13 protein-coding genes are annotated in these 15,531 nt (G+C 64.7%); 4 read left to right on the plus strand and 9 right to left on the minus strand.

Annotation, left to right across the window (positions count from 1 at the left end):
- Positions 1-73: 73 nt before the first annotated feature.
- The 4 genes from NITMOv2_RS12115 (at position 74) to NITMOv2_RS12130 (ending at position 4,998) form a co-directional block, all read left to right on the plus strand.
- On the plus strand, positions 74-823 hold the full coding sequence (locus tag NITMOv2_RS12115) for a response regulator (RefSeq protein WP_053380115.1): 750 nt from the start codon (positions 74-76) through the stop codon (positions 821-823).
- A 255-nt stretch (positions 824-1,078) separates the two neighbouring features.
- Entirely contained in the window at positions 1,079-1,777 is a 699-nt protein-coding gene (locus tag NITMOv2_RS12120) for a response regulator transcription factor (RefSeq protein ID WP_053380116.1), read from the plus strand.
- A gap of 284 nt (positions 1,778-2,061) precedes the next feature.
- Positions 2,062-3,387 carry a hypothetical protein gene (locus NITMOv2_RS12125; protein WP_145976306.1) on the plus strand — a complete coding sequence of 442 codons (1,326 nt, stop codon included), beginning with the start codon at positions 2,062-2,064 and terminating at the stop codon, positions 3,385-3,387.
- A gap of 210 nt (positions 3,388-3,597) precedes the next feature.
- Positions 3,598-4,998, plus strand: coding sequence for a hypothetical protein (locus tag NITMOv2_RS12130; protein ID WP_053380118.1), 1,401 nt, complete (start codon positions 3,598-3,600; stop codon positions 4,996-4,998).
- Between the two features lie 105 nt (positions 4,999-5,103).
- Here the strand turns inward: NITMOv2_RS12130 and NITMOv2_RS12135 are convergent, their stop codons facing one another.
- From NITMOv2_RS12135 to NITMOv2_RS12170, 9 genes are all read right to left on the minus strand, one after another.
- A complete protein-coding gene (locus tag NITMOv2_RS12135; RefSeq protein WP_053380119.1) occupies positions 5,104-6,339 on the minus strand; it encodes a glycosyltransferase family 2 protein in 1,236 nt (411 codons plus the stop codon).
- 40 nt (positions 6,340-6,379) lie between these two features.
- The gene (locus NITMOv2_RS12140) at positions 6,380-7,630 is read right to left on the minus strand and encodes an SGNH/GDSL hydrolase family protein (RefSeq protein WP_053380120.1); all 1,251 of its coding nucleotides are present in this window, start codon (positions 7,628-7,630) and stop codon (positions 6,380-6,382) included.
- A gap of 24 nt (positions 7,631-7,654) precedes the next feature.
- Entirely contained in the window at positions 7,655-7,807 is a 153-nt protein-coding gene (locus NITMOv2_RS23935) for a DUF5989 family protein (protein WP_187299192.1), read from the minus strand.
- Positions 7,808-7,827: 20 nt separating this feature from the next.
- Complete coding sequence (locus NITMOv2_RS12145; protein ID WP_053380121.1) at positions 7,828-8,226, minus strand: SxtJ family membrane protein; 399 nt, start codon at positions 8,224-8,226, stop codon at positions 7,828-7,830.
- 18 nt (positions 8,227-8,244) lie between these two features.
- Positions 8,245-10,086 carry a carbamoyltransferase family protein gene (locus tag NITMOv2_RS12150; protein ID WP_053380122.1) on the minus strand — a complete coding sequence of 614 codons (1,842 nt, stop codon included), beginning with the start codon at positions 10,084-10,086 and terminating at the stop codon, positions 8,245-8,247.
- 81 nt (positions 10,087-10,167) lie between these two features.
- Positions 10,168-11,844, minus strand: coding sequence for a right-handed parallel beta-helix repeat-containing protein (locus NITMOv2_RS12155; RefSeq protein WP_053380123.1), 1,677 nt, complete (start codon positions 11,842-11,844; stop codon positions 10,168-10,170).
- 116 nt (positions 11,845-11,960) lie between these two features.
- Positions 11,961-12,773 carry a class I SAM-dependent methyltransferase gene (locus tag NITMOv2_RS12160; protein ID WP_053380124.1) on the minus strand — a complete coding sequence of 271 codons (813 nt, stop codon included), beginning with the start codon at positions 12,771-12,773 and terminating at the stop codon, positions 11,961-11,963.
- Positions 12,774-12,783: 10 nt separating this feature from the next.
- Positions 12,784-14,097, minus strand: a complete 1,314-nt coding sequence (locus NITMOv2_RS12165) for a nucleotide sugar dehydrogenase (RefSeq protein WP_053382074.1) — start codon at positions 14,095-14,097, stop codon at positions 12,784-12,786.
- Between the two features lie 159 nt (positions 14,098-14,256).
- Positions 14,257-15,522: a glycosyltransferase gene (locus NITMOv2_RS12170; RefSeq protein ID WP_053380125.1), complete on the minus strand. Its 1,266-nt coding sequence runs from the start codon at positions 15,520-15,522 to the stop codon at positions 14,257-14,259.
- Positions 15,523-15,531: the final 9 nt, after the last annotated feature.

Raw genomic sequence — 15,531 nt, forward strand, 5'->3', positions numbered from 1 at the left:
CCGCCGCGCCTTCCGCTTACGGTGGACCCTGAAGCGCCTCCGTCATCATGTCGACCAAGTAAGGAGTTACATCGTGACCCATGACACCCTGACACGCGCGGCAACGGGAGTTGGAGCGGCGGTGGCCCGCAGGCCGGAGCGGCCCGCCCGGCCTGACATCACATCGGACCTCAAGAACGACCCGCCCCCCCTCTCCTACCGGATCCTCCTGGCCGATGATCACAACCTGCTGCGGCAGGGCGTGAAGGCGCTGTTGGAGGCGAGCGGCCTCACCATCGCCGGGGAAGCGGCCGACGGCCGGGAGGCGATCCGCCTCGCGCAGCAGACGCAGCCGGACTTCGCGCTGCTCGACGTGATGATGCCGCTGCTCAACGGATTGGACGTCGTCCGGGAAATCCGCCGGGTCTCGCCGCAGACCAAATCGCTGCTGCTCACGATGCACACGGACGACGCCTTCGTGATGGAGTCGCTGCGCGCCGGCGTCAAGGGGTATCTGCTGAAAACGCAGCTGGTGGAAGACGTGATCCGCGCGATCCGCGAAGTGGCCAAAGGCTCCTTCTATTTGAGCCCGGGCATTTCGCAGACCGTCATTCAGGCCTATCTGGCGAAGACGGATCTGCCTCCGGATCCGCTCACGACGCGCGAGCGGGAAGTCCTCCAGCTCGTGGCCGAAGGGATGACGACGAAGAAAGTCGCCGGCCTCCTCGGCGTGAGCGTGAAGACCGCCGAGTCCCACCGCAACCGCATTATGGACAAGCTGAACTTGCACGACACCGCCAGCCTCGTGCGGTATTCCATCCGCCGCCGCCTCATCGAGCCGTGACGAAGAGTTGAGACGCGAAGAAAATCACAATAGCCGCAGGCTGTTCACAATGGCCGGTCAGCAAGGCCGCAGGCGATGCGCGAACCGCAGGCGTACCATTCTCACCCTCCCGCCCCAAGCTGCAGAGCAGCTTCTTCCCCGGAGGGGTACGTTGAGGATTCGGGCGAGCCGAGAACGCAGTCGGTGAAAGGCGCGTCCCGGCGCGCCGGGGTGGGCGGGTGAGATGAGAGCCATTTTCAACAGCCTGGTGAAGATATGGCGAAGATTTTGATCGTCGAGGACATGGAAAGCGTCGTCACGCTGCTGCGGACGATCCTGGAGCGGGAAGGGTTCGACGTGGTGAGCGTGCAGGACGGGCTGGAAGCGCTGGAGGCCGTCCGGCGGGAGAAGCCGGACTTGATGTTGCTGGATCTGATTCTGCCGGGGCTGGACGGGCTGGAGGTGTTACGCCGCGTGCGGAACGATCCGCCGACGGCGGATCTCCCGGTCATCATTCTCAGCGGCAAGGAAGAAGAGCGCGACAAGGTCATCGGGCTCGAGATCGGCGCCGACGATTACATCACCAAGCCGTTCCAGGCCAACGAGCTGATCGCGCGCGTCAAGAGCCGTTTGCGGCGGTCGGCGACGGCCGAGCCGGCCCGCGTGCTCCGGGTCGGCAATCTCGAAATGCAACTGGACCGCTACACCGTCACCTTGGCGGGCAAGCCGATTCACCTGACGTCGAAAGAATTCAATCTACTGCGGGCGCTCATCATGACGAACGGCCGCGTGCTCAGCCGGGACGCGCTGTTCGAATCGGTGTGGGGCCACCACAAGGACGCGGATCTGCAATCCCGCACGATCGACGTGCACATCCGCAGCCTGCGCAACAAGCTGGGGCCCGAAGGGCGCCGCATCTACACCGTGCGCAACGTCGGCTACCGCCTCGATCCCGGCTCTCCTCAGCCGACGTAACACCCCCCGGCCTCTCATCCCCACTCCCCTGTCTGCTCCTGATTCTCTTGCCGCAGTGATTTACGTCTCTTGCCGATTCTCTTGTTCCGAAAGATGAACGGAACACCGTCTGGTTTTACATACTTTTTACACATCTTTTCCCGGTCCGCGACATGCCGCTTACGGCCGGTTCTCTCTCCGTGAGAATCGGCATGCTAGGGTCCTCCCTGGACAACGGTTGAACAGGCCCCGGAGGGGCACCGGTGATCCCCTGTTCAGCGCGACATCACCACGGGAGGATCACAATGCCAGTACGTGCTCTCTTGTTTTTTACGTTGCTGTGGATCTTGGGGCAAGCCGCCGGCGCCTCGGCCGACGCGCCGGGCGGATGGGTCGAGAAAGACGGCTCGGGAGTCCGGACAAAACTGTCGGCGGACCAGATTCAGACCTTCGTGCCGCCCACGCGCGGGCGGTTCACCTTTCCGGCGCCCTACGGCACGCAGGCCGTCCGCATCACCGACACGACCGATTGCGTCGGCGGAGACGACTGCCTGTTCCCGGTCGGCTATTCCTACTGGCGCAACAGCAACAACCACGTCGGCAGCAACGACATGTATCTCTTCTTCAGCTTCGACCGGCGCAAAGGCGGCGCCGGCCCCACGCTGTTCCGCTATGACAAATCGCAGGACACCGTCGTGAAAGTCGGCCCGCTTTTCGAGCCGACCAGCCCCTTCAGCTGGAGTACGGGCGAGGGGTGGTACTTCGCCGCCACCCATCCGCATAAACTGTACGTCAACGACGGCCCGCGCATGCTGCGTTACGACATCCAGACCCGGCAGTTCGAAACCGTCTTCGACGTCACGTCCGTCTGGGGCAACGACAAGTACATCTGGCAGATGCACTCCAGCAACAACGACCTGGTGCACTCCGCCACGCTCCGCGTGCAGAGCACGGGCGAGATGCTGGGCTGCGTCGTCTACCATGAAGCGCAGCAGCGGCTCTCGTTCTACCCCAAGGTCGGCGAGTTCGACGAATGTTCGGTGGACAAAAGCGGGGCCTGGTTGGTCAGCCTCGAAAACATCGACGGCCAGTACGATCTCGATATGCGCGTGTTCGATCTGGCCCGCGAATGGGAGATCGGCCGCGTCCTGGACCAGGACGGAGCGGTCGGTCATTACGATCTCGGGTACGGCTATATCGTGGGAAGCGACAACTGGAGCGCGCTGCCCAACGCCTCATTGGTCTGGCTGCTCGGACAGACCGTGACCAAAGGGCCGGTCGTGCACTACAACATCAATTGGAACATCGACGCGATGAATCACCGTTCGCACGCGAATGCTCGGGCGGATCTTCCGATGGAACGGCAGTTCGCCTGCGGCAGCAACGTCGAAAACGTTTCGGGGGTCCAAAACGAGATCACCTGCGTCAAACTCGACGGCTCCGACCGACAGTTGATCGTGGCGCCGGTCATGGGCAGCCTCGACACACCCGGCGGCCAGACGGAGTTCAACAAACGGCCGAAGGGCAATCTGGACATTGCCGGCGAATATTTCATCTGGACGACGAATCTGTCGGGCCATCGCCTGGAAGCCTTTCTCGTGAAAGTCCCCTCCCATCTCCTGTTCCAGTAAGCCTCGGCACCCTGCCGGGCGGCCGGAGAAGCCCTTCTCCGGCCGTCTGGCCCCTCACTTTTTACCGGTTTTTAACACAGGTTTTGCCGGGTCGTCACACACCGATGAACCGGCCTTCACCCATTCATCCGAAGCCGATGCTACGGTCTGTCCGTCACCTCGATGCGGGCCCCGCCCGCCGAGAACCAGGGTTTCAACCGGAGGACCGTTATGCCATTGGCGAAGAACTGCTCGCCGTTCCTGCGTGCCGGCTTGCTCGTGTCGCTGATCCTCTTATCGACGGCCGCATCCGTCGTCGCGCAGAGCACCGGTCAATTCCCCGGCGGCTGGGTGGAAAAGGCCGGCACGGCCGTCCGCAGCCGCTACTCCGCGGCGCAGATTCAATCCTTCGTGCCGCCGGCGCGCGGCGCCTTCACCTTCCCCGCTCCGTACAACACGAGAGCCGTCCGGATCACCGATGCGTCCGACTGCGGGGGCGCCGATTGCGTCTCCTACGTCGGCTATTCCTATTACCGCAACAGCAACGCGCATGAAGGCAGCAACGAGATGCTGATCTTCCTCGGCCTGAAGATCAATTACGGCGGGTCCGGCCCGACCTTGTTCAAGTACAACAAGACGACCGACGCCGTCACGAAGGTCGGCCCGCTCTTCCCGCCCGGCAGCAAGTTCAACAACTATTACGGCGGCGGATGGTACTTCAGCGGCAGCAAGCCGACGAAGCTGTACATCGACGACGGCCCCCGCATGCTGCGCTACGACGTGCTCACCAAACAATTCGAGACGGTGTACGACATCTCGCAGCAGTTCGGCCCCAACCGCAACATCTGGCAGATGCATTCGAGCAACGACGACACGGTGCACAGCGCGACGCTGCAGGTGACCGACACCGGCGAGTACCTGGGCTGCCTCATCTATTTTGAAACGACCAAGCAGTTCCGCTTCTATCAGAAGGTCGGCAATTTCGACGAGTGCAACCTCGACCGCAGCGGGCGCTGGGTGATCAATCTGGAAGAGCTGAACACGCCGGGCGACTTGGCCATGCGCATCTTCGACAACCAGACGGGGAAGGAAACGCGGATCAACGGGCCGGCCGGCACGCTCGGCCATCTGGACATGGGCTACGGCTACGCCATCGGTGCCGACGGCTATCACCCGATGCCGAACGCCACGATCCTCTGGAACTTCGACCCCTCGGTCGCACAGGGCCCCGTGCTGCACTACAACTATAATTGGAACGTGGTCGCGGCCAACCATCCCTCGCACACCAACGCCAGGCCGAACGTGCCCCTGTCCCAGCAGTTTGCCTGCGGCAGCAACGTCGACACCAATTACGCGGTGCAGAACGAGATCACCTGCTTCCGCATCGACGCCTCGCATGACGCCCTGGTCGTCGCGCCGGTCATGACGGATCTCAACGCTCCCGGCGGCGGCGGCTCCTATGACAAGTACCCCAAAGGCAACCTCGACATCACCGGCAGGTATTTCATCTGGACCACCAACCTCGGCGGCAATCGGTTGGACGCGTTTCTCGTGAAAGTGCCGTCCCACCACTTGGTCCAGCAGAGCGACCGCAGTCCTCCCGCCGCGCCGGCCAATCTGCGGATCAGCTAACAGGCTGTTGAAAAAGGCGCCTGTTTCACCCACCCGCCCCAGCGCGCCGGGACGCGCTTGTCACCGGGCGGCGTTCTCGCGGCACGCTGCGCCGGCGGATCCGTCTCACGCCGCCCGATCCGCCTGTTGATCGGCGATCGCATCTTCGCGCACGCGCCGTTCGGCCGCCCAGGCGAGCTCCGCCGTGCGCGGCGTGGTTTGCCAGGCGGGGCCGGCCTGCCCGCGGAGACATCGCAGAAACCCCCAGGCCAGCGCCGCATTCAACACGACGAAGTAGCGGGCGGCGGCCGCCAGGCGCCCGATGCCGGGAAGCCGCCGCAGGCGGGGCGCGAGGGCGGCCAGTCCGTACCCGGCGAGCTGCGCCGCGAACAGGCCGCGGCCCCAGAGACGATCCAGCAGAAAGAGATTCGACGTCGCAGCCGCCGCGAGCAGGCCCGGCCCCATCCAGCGCAAGACTTTGTGCGACCAATAGCTCACGGCGAGCATGCCGTGGCGGGGCAGCAGCAGGCGCCATGTATGGCGGACGGCCAGCAGATCGCCGGCGCCGATGCGCACCCGCCGCCGAAACTCGTCGTGCACCGTTTCGGGCACGAGCTCCCAGGCGTGGGCCGAAGGCCGGAAGACGACCGCGCCGCCGCCGTGCAGGCGCATCAGCATCGGAATCAGAAAATCGTCGACGATCGTGCCGGGCGGCAGCGGACGGTAGCGCGCCCGGCGGATCGCGTAAATCGGCCCGTTGGCGCCCAACAACGTCCCGAACCGCGATTCCAGCTCTTTCAGCCGGCTTTCGTAGCGCCAATACGCTCTGTCGGGGTTCACCGTCCCGGTTGTCTTTCGCAGCTCCAAGCGGCCGACGACGGCGCAGGCGGTCGGATCCCGGTGGAGGCCGCGCACCAACTCTTTGACCGCGCTCGGGTGAAAAAACGTATTGGCGTCGGTGAAGACCGCGATCTCGCCGCCGGCGCGGCTGACCAGATCGTTCAGGACCATGGCTTTTCCCCGCCGGCCGGTGAACTCGTACAACGTGATCCGCGGCGTGCGGAACCGCCGGACGATGGCGCAGGTGCGGTCCGACGAGCCGTCCGAACCGATGACAATGGACAGCCGCTCGGGCGGATACTCCAGCTCCAAGAGATTCACGAGCCGCCGGCCGATCACCGCTTCTTCATTGTAGGCGGAGAGGATGATGCTCACCGTCGGCCACGGCGCGGGATCTCCGGCCGCTTCGGGCCGTGCGCCGCGGACACGGGCGAGCAGGGCCAGGAGGACCGGATAGCCGAGATAGGTATACAGCAGAAGGGCCAGCGAGAGGACCAACACGAGGGCCGCAAACGTGTCCACAAGACCACCTTTCCCTTGAACGAATGAACGGAGTGGAATTTCAACGGCGCAGCCGAATCCGGCGGGCCGCAGGCGGGTGCGCAAATCTTGATGCAGCCAGCATATCGGAGCGGAAGGAGTGGTGGGACTTATCGTTGGAAGCCAGTTGTTGGGCCTTCTGTACGGCCGGCACCAGCCGCTGATCGACGAGATAGCGCTGCAACGCCTCGGCCACGACCCGATGCCCGCGCGGTGTGAAATGCTCGTAGTCCCAGGCGATGTACAAGTCCCGATGCTGCGCGTAGGCGCGCCGCAACGCCGGCAGGAGATCCAGCACCCGCAGGCCTGCGCGGGCGGCGATCGTTTCGATCCGTTCCTGCATGTGCCGGGCCGGCTCCTCCGCTTGCTGGACCTGCAACGGCATCGGCAACAACAGGAGCACCGGCACGAACCCCTCGCGGCCGAGCGCGGCGAATTCTTCAAGGCTCGCCCGCACATCCTCGTAGGCCCGCTCCAAATAGGGGTTGCTCTCTCCTTTATAGATGACGTTCCGATGGGCCCAGTCGAATGTCGGCCATAGACTGTTGGAGAGGCTGGCCCAGCGCTCGCGGAGAAACGACAGGGCGCGGCTGCGCTTGAACAGGCGCATATATTGTTGGGCGGCATCCTGCGCCACGACGGTATGGACGTCCGCGAGCGGGGCGATGACCTCGGGCTTCGGATACAAATCGTTCCAATAGAAGGCCAGCGTGACCACGTCCGGTCGCACCGCGGACGCCGTCTCTTTCAGGACGTCGACTTCCTGCCACGTGCTGTAGCAGGTCACGGCGGCGTTGATGACGCGCAACGGAGCGATGGACCGGCCCAACAGCGCTTCGAGCTGCCGGGCATAGGTCTCCTCCGCCGCCACACCCAGTCCCACCGTCACGGAATCGCCCAGCGCCAGGATGCGGAACTCCGCTCCCTTCTCGGCCGGCACCTCCCGCTCGTCGCGAAATCCCAGCGCATTGGTGACGAACGGTTTGTCGATGGTGAAGGCCTGTTGGTTGGGCCGATGGTAGTAGGTGCGCCGCGCGTTGGGCTCGATCAACATTTGCGGATACCGATAATGATGGCCGGGCGGGAGGAACCAGGCGGCCACCAACTCGGCCACGGCGAACAGCACCAGCAGTTCCACGACGACGATCAGGCCCAACCACCACCCCGAAAACGACCGTGTCCGCCCCGTCTTCCGCGGCACGGCCTCGTTCGCATCGGATCGCTCCGGAACGAGCGCATGCGGCTGCAGGGCTTTATGATGAGCCTCGCTCATGGGCCTCCTCCCCTTTCCAGTGCATCAGAACAGGGTATAGATGAACGGCGCCACCGCCGACCCCTGCGTCAGCACGATGAGCCCGCCGAGCATCAACAGCACGGTCAAGATCGGCAACAGCCAGAATTTCTTCCGCTCCCGCATAAACGCCCACAGTTCGCCCACAAACTCATTCATGGCGGTCCTCCCCCTTTCGTCTAGAACTGATGCCACAGATGCGTCGCCGGCCGTCGTTCCCGGATCACCCGATAACTTTCGGCGTCGGACGCGATCCTCACGCGCATGAAATCCTTTCCGAAGAGCCGCGCCGCAAGTCCCATCGGAGTGAGAATGCCGTAAAAGAACAGCGTGAGAATGATGCGCGTGTTGATCCAGCCCAACGCATGCCCCAGCGCCATCCAACCCCGGTGAACCGGCGCAAGCGCCCGCGGCGCTATCCCGGCGGCCAGGATGAGGACGCCGGCGGCGGCCAGCGCCCACAGCCGCGGCGCCGCTCCGTGCCAGAGCATCGGCCACAGTCCGATTCCGGCGAGCACCGCGCCGACGGTCATGCCGAAGCGGCGGAATTCCCGAACGTTCGCTGCTTCTCTTGTCATCGGACACCTCCCCGTCAATCAATCCAGCTCGAATTCCCGCTGCCAATCCGTGTCCTGCTCCAACGGCTTCTGGTCCCGCTTGTCGAGCACACAATTTTCCAGCACGAGCATGTCCATCTCGGTCCGCATGAAACAGCGGTAGGCGTCCTCCGGCGAGCCCACGATCGGCTCGCCGCGCACGTTGAAGGAGGTGTTGACCAGCACGGCGCATCCCGTCAGCGCCTCGAATGTCTCAAGCAGACGGTAATATCGTTCATTGGTCTCCCGATGGACCGTTTGCACCCGCGCCGAATAGTCCAGGTGCGTGACCGCCGGAATGTCGGAGCGGGGCACGTTCAGCAGGTCGATGCCCCACAACCCTTTCTGCTGGTCGGTCATCGGGTGGCGCCGGCTTTCTTTCACCGGGGCGACGATCAGCATGTAGGGGCTGTCGCTGTCGAGGTTGAAATAGTCGGAGACCCGCTCCCGGAGCACCGACGGCGCGAAGGGGCGGAACGATTCGCGGTATTTGATCTTCAGGTTCATCACCGACTGCATCTTCGGGCTTCTCGGATCGCCGAGGATACTGCGCCCGCCGAGCGCGCGGGGGCCGAATTCCATGCGCCCCTGGAACCAGCCGACGACTTTTTCCGCCGCCAAGGCGCCCGCCACTTCCTCGAACAGACGTTCGTCCGGTACGCGCCGGTAGCGGGCGCCCGCCGCCTGCAGCCGCCGCTCGATCTCGTCGTTGCTGAACGACGGTCCCAGAAAACTTCCCGACATGCCGTCGCGGCCCTCCGTTTTGCGCGGCTGCCCTTCCAGCTGATGCCAGACCGACAAGGCCGCGCCCAGCGCGCCGCCGGCGTCCCCGGCCGCCGGCTGGATCCAGATTCCCTTGAAGGGTCCCTCGCGCAGCACGCGTCCGTTGCCCACGCAATTCAACGCCACGCCGCCGGCCAGACAGAGGTACTGCGCGCCCGTTTCCCGAGCCACGGTCCGGGCCAGCCGCAGCATCGTCTCCTCCGTCACCTCCTGGATCGAGCGGGCCAGATCCATTTCCCGTTGCGTGAGCGGGGACTCGGGGGTTCTCGGCGGGCCGCCGAAGAGGTCGTCGAATCGGCGGCTGGTCATGCGCAGGCCGGTGCAATAATCGAAAAAGTCCATGTTCACGCGGAACGTGCCGTCCGGCTTGAGGTCGAACAGATGCTCGTAAATCGCCTTGACGTATTTCGGCTCGCCGTACGGCGCCAACCCCATCACTTTGTATTCACCGGAGTTCACCTTGAACCCCGTGTAGTAGGTGAAGGCCGAATACAGCAGCCCGAGCGAGTGCGGGAAGGGAATGTCCCAGAGCGGCGTCAGCCGGTTGCCCTCGCCGAGCCAGGCGGAGCTGGTCGTCCATTCGCCGACGCCGTCCAGGCACAGCACGGCCGCCGATTCATAGGGCGAGGGGAAGAAGGCCGACGCGGCGTGGGATTCATGGTGCTCGGAAAACAGCAACGGCGGCAGCTGCCCGGCGGACACGCCGCCATCGACCGACAGGAACTCGCTCCACAGCAGCCGCTTGAGATACAGCTTTTCTTTGAGCCACACCGGCATGGCCGCCAGGAACGAGGACACCCCTTTCGGCGCGAACGAGAGATAGGTCTCGAGCAGCCGCTCGAACTTCAGCAGCGGCTTGTCGTAGAAGACGATGTACCGCACGTCGGCGAGGCCGATGCGCCCTTCGCGCAGACAATACCGGACGGCGTGCGACGGAAATCCCGGGTCGTGCTTCTTTCTCGTGAAGCGTTCTTCCTGTGCGGCGGCGACGATCCGGCCATCGCGCACGAGGCAGGCCGCGCTGTCGTGATAGTAGGCGGAGAGACCGAGAATGTTCATGGCAGCATCCTTTCGCGTGAAATGTCGCGGCGGCAGTGGACCAACGTTCGAGGTTCGAGGTTTGCGGATGACGCCGGACCCTCACCGTTCCGTCGAGGGCCGGCTCTGCGCTTCAGCGACCGGTGTCTGGCACATGCCCGCCAGCGACCGCAGGGGACCCAGGGCTTGGCAGAGAGCGGAGATGTCCACGCCGGCCTGCTCCCCTTCTCCGACTCCGCCGTCCTGCTTCGACGCCGCCGGCCGGTAATTCCCGGCCTTGGCGTTCGTGGAGAGCAGATCGCCGGCGGAGTCCACGAACCGGTTCCCGGACGGATACAGCAGAGAATCCCCGCCGGCAAAGATGTTTCCGGTGACCACCGCGCCGGGAAAGTACGCCTCGAGCGCCCGTATGCCCGTGCCGGCATCCCGGCCGAAAATCCCCCACTCGTTGTGCGGCATGACGTTGCGCCTGAACACGAACGCGGTGTGCGGCGGTCCTTCCGAATGGATCACGGACCCGGTCTGCATGCCGGTGTTGTCTTCGATGACGACGTCCGACGTCCCCCAGAGCACCTGGAAGAGAATGCCCCGGCCACCCCACCGTGTGCCGCCGATATCCTCCCAGAGGTTGTTCTTGACGAGGATACGCTTGGTCTGCACAGTCCGATCGGGAGGATGGTTGTCGTCGTGCCCGATGAGGTTGAGGCCGCTGCCGCTGTGCCGGACGATATTGTTGGTGAACCGGACGTCCTCGATCGCCGACCAGGGCGCGGTCCCGTCCTGGTTCCGCACCGTGAACAAGACGGCGAAGCCGTTTTGCGCGTGCTCCCAGTTGTGCTCCAGCACGTTGCCGTCGATCACCACCCGCCGGGCGTTCTTCAGCTCGAACAGATTCTTCACCGCCCAGGAGCTCCCGTCGTAGCCCGGTTCCCCGTGCTTCCAGGACAGCGGCTTGGTCATGTGATTGTGCCGGATCTCGATGTCCGAGGGGACGAGATCGCGGATGGAGGGATCGCCGCCGCCGAAATTGATCGGTTCCGCCGCCGCTTCGAGACGGTTGTTCACGATCTTGAAGGGACCGGACCCGGCCCAACCCATGATCGCCTGCGAATCCGCTCCCACTTCCTTGAAATCGGACAGGTGCGAATCGATGACGGCGAGGTGCCGGCCGTTCAGGGCGACGCCGCGGCGGGATCCTTTCTTCGGATCGCCGTGCAGATAGCAGCGGTCGACCACGATGTGATGCGGCAGTTCCTCGAGCGATCGCTCCTTGTTCTGGCCGAACCACAGCAACGAATAGATGTAGGCGCCTTCTTCGGGCCGCACTTCGAGGCCGATGAACCGGTAATGATGGGCACCCTTGTCGGCCGTCACCACGCCGTGACTTTTCCGCGAGATCAATGTGGGCATGAGGGAGGCCTGGGACGGAGAGACTCTCGTGCCGGGAGGGGGCAGCTTGTCGAGCGCGTCGGTCTGAATCGTGATCCATCCGGTTCCGGACTTTTTGTTGGACAACGTAAAGGGGCCTCGATAAACGGCGCCGGCGGCGAGCGTGATCACGTCGCCCGGCCGCGCCTCGTCGAGCGCGTCCTGAAGATCGCCGCCCGCCGGGACGTGGATGGTCCGCCCCGCGGACGACGGCATCGCCGTATCGACCCATTCGCGCGGGGGCTCGGGGAGCGCCGCTTCACGGACCGGTCCCGCCGCCGCCCCGATGCCGCACCCAAGCCCCGCCCACAGGGCGACGGCGGAGAGGGCTCCGTACAATAGGCACTTCATCAGTCCTTCCTCTTCGTGATAGGTAGTGCCGAGTTGCGAGTGCCGAGCGCCGAGCGCCGAGTTTGGGTTCGGTCGAGTCAACTCGGCACTCGGCACTCGCAACTCAGCACTTCCCGTCATCGCGGCGGCTGCACGCCGGCGTAGACGACGAACGGCGCCGTCCAGCGCCATTCCTTGACAGGCAGGCCAGTCCGGCTCCAGGCTGCGCCGGAGAGACTCATCAACCGGCAGAGCTTCCGATGCAACACCTGTTTCAGCCGGGAGCGCTCGCCGATCGTGTTGGACATGAAGCCGTCGAAAAATCCTACATACGCCGCCAGCACGGTGCGATATCCCGCCGCTTCATGGACCTGTTGCAACAACGCCGGGGTGTAGATCACGTGAGCCTGCAGGACGCGCAGACTGGCCCAGCGCTGCATGATCCAATTGATCCCCTGCAGGTTCGGCACCATCGAAAGGAGACGGCCGCCTGGTTTGAGAAATCGCCCGAGCGCTCTGAGTTTGTCGGACACGTCGTCCAAATGCTCGATCACTCCCATGGAATAGACCAGGTCGAACCGTCCCCATAAATCTTCGTTTTGAGCCGGATCGAAGCCGTCCCGGCAATAGATGTTCCCTTGAACGCCGGCGCCGATGAGATTGGCCTCCGCCAGCCGCGCCGCGTAGGGCTCGTTGTCGATCCCGGACACCCGGCATCCCTCCGTTCGCGCCAGATACGGCAGCCACATGGACTGCCCGCACCCGATCTCGAGCACCGCCGATCCGCGCGTCACCCCTCCGTACTCGCGGAACACGCGCATGATGCGTTGATCCCGGAGAAAGCGCCCGTTGGGCAGAGCCGGCGCCCGGCGCAGCCGGGCTTCCGCCTGCGCATCGTAAAACCCGGCGCCCTCTTTCCACAGCCATTCGCTCGGTCCCGGACGGTCCATGTCGTTCTCCTCACCACGCGATGCCGTGATAGCCGTCGGGCCGGGCGGCGCCGTCGAGCGCGCGCGCCAGGTCGATGACCGTGCGTCCCCGATCCAGCTTCGACAAGCCTTCGCGATATTCGTCGTCCCGCTTCGTCACCACAACGACCTCCGAGTCGTTCAGCACATCCTCCAGCCGGCGGCGCATGAGGGATGAAATGTGCGGGATCTCGCGCTCGATATAGTCCTTGTTGGCCCCGAACAGGCGGGCCAATTCCACTTCGCGGTCGAAAATCGAGAGCGACAGCCCCTTGCCGATCAACGCCTCGATCAGCGTCACCATCGGACTCTCGCGCAAGTCGTCCGTGCCGGCTTTGAAGCTGAGCCCCAGCACGCCGATCCGTTTTTTGCCGGTCCGCAGGACCATCTCGACCGCCCGCTCGATATGCTGCCGGTTGCTCGCCAGGATGGCGTTCAACACCGGCACCTCCACATCGGCGGCTTTGGCTTTGTACGTGATCGCCCGCAGGTCTTTCGGCAGGCAGGAGCCGCCGAACGCAAAGCCCGGCCGCAGGTAGTAGGGAGAGAGATTGAGCTTCGTGTCCTGACAAAAGACCTCCATGACGCGATGGCTGTCGATGCCGAACGCCTTGCACAGGACGCCGACTTCGTTGGCGAAGGCGACTTTCAGGCCGTGGAAACAATTGCAGACGTATTTCACCATCTCAGCTTCCTTGATCCCCACCGTGATCAGCGGCGCGCTCACGCGCGCGTAGAGCCGGCCGATCGTGTCCCCGACCTCGGCGCTGTCCGCGCCGATGAGCGTGAACGGCGGATGGTGAAAATCGTGGATCGAGGTGCCCTCGCGGAGAAATTCCGGGTTGATCGCGATGCCGAAGTCCCGCCCGGCCCTCTTGCCCGAAAAGACCTCCAGCGCCGGCACCACCGTCTCCTCGATGGTACCCGGCAGCATCGTGCTGCGGATCGCGACCACATGGAACCGCGCCTTGGCTTCGAGCGCCAGGCCGATCTGTTTGCACGCGCCTTTCACGGAGGTCAGGTCCAGGCTGCCGTTGGGGCGCCCGGGGGTCCCGACGCAGACGAGCGACAGATCGCTCTCGCGCACCGCCTCGTCCGGATCGACGGTCGCCCGCAGCCGCTGTTCCTTGACGGCCCGTCCGATGAGATCGTCCATGCCCGGCTCCACCACCGGCGAGCGGCCGGCGTTGATGATGCCGACTTTGACGGGATTCGTATCGACGCCGATCACCTCGTGGCCATGATCGGCAAAACAGGCCGAGGACACGCAACCGACGTAGCCCAAGCCGAACACGCTGAGTCTCATACGGCCTCCTAACAGCAGAATGTTGAAAAAGGCCGCCCGCTGCGTTCTCGTCTCGCGCGAGTCCTCAACGTACCCCAGAGGGTACGCCTCCGGCTCGCGCATCGCCTGCGGCCTTGCCGGCGGCCTTTTTGAACATCCTGCAGGCTATTCCGATTCCAATCATGCGGCGGAGCGGACGGGCGGGACGGACACAGGCTCGGACCGCGGCGCGGCAGTGCGGGCATCGGTCACGGTGCGTGCGCAGATCTCGGCGAAGCGGCCGGCGGCCCGCTCCCAGCCGAACTCCCGCCGCACCTTGGCGGCCGCCCGCTGCCCCAACCGGCGGGCCAGGCCGTCATCACGCAGGAGGCGGATCACGGCGCGGGCAAACTCGCGGGGATCGTCGGCGACGAGAACGTCCTCTCCGTGCGCGACCGGCAATCCCTCCACCCCGACGGAGGTGGACACTACCGGTTTTTCCATCGCCATCGCTTCGAACACTTTGAGCCGCGTGCCGCCGCCGATCCGAATGGGCACCACGTAGACGGCCGCCTCCTCTATATAAGGACGGACGTCGTCCACGCGGCCGGTGACGATGACGTGCGGATCGCGGCGGCTCAAGTCCACCAGCCGCGGGAACGGCTTGCGCCCGACGACCGCCAGCGAGACGTCCGGAATCTCGCGGCGCACCAGCGGCAGAATCTCCTGCGTGAAATGGCGGACGGCGTCGTCGTTCGGGAGCCAGTCCATGGACCCGGTGAACACCAGGCGATGGGGCCGCAGGGGGGCGCCGGTCGGGCGGAAATAGTCCGTGTCCACGCCGGTCGGCACGTCATCCACGCGCGGCGGGCCGTACAGCCGCTCCATGAGGGCGCGGTCTTCGGCCGACACGGCGACCACGCAGTCGAAGCGCCGGCAGGCGGCCCGCTCGAACGCGTCCATGCGCCGCCGCTGCAGCTCGACGTAGCGGCGCGCGACAGGATTGGTCTGCGCCTCGACATGCCGTTGCCAGATCAACGCCTCCACGTTGTGCTGGAACAGCACCGACGGACAGGGCAGGCGCGGCGGCAGGTTCACCGCGGGGAACAGAAAGTCGCACACGAGGAGATCGTGCCCCCCGCCCGCCAGTTGCTCGCTCACCGCGCGGCGATACACGGACGACCGGTACTTCTGGACGGCATATGGGAGCGGCGACAGCAGATTCTTCGCCAGGTCGCCGTAAAATCCGGCGGTGAATTTTTCCGGCATGGCATGGGGGACGGTCAGTGCTTCATGGCAGTACTCCGTCGCCTGCGCCTTCGCGTCCCCGCCGGCCGTGCCGTCCTCCATCGCCAGGTAGGTAATATGGCAGGATCGTTTCAACAGCCGGAGCATTTGATACGAGCGGATCTTCCCGCCCTTGTCGATCGGGTGCAGCAGATCGCTTTTCAACCACAGAATGCGCATGCGCGAGTT

This window comes from Nitrospira moscoviensis, assembly GCF_001273775.1.
Classification (GTDB): domain Bacteria; phylum Nitrospirota; class Nitrospiria; order Nitrospirales; family Nitrospiraceae; genus Nitrospira_D; species Nitrospira_D moscoviensis.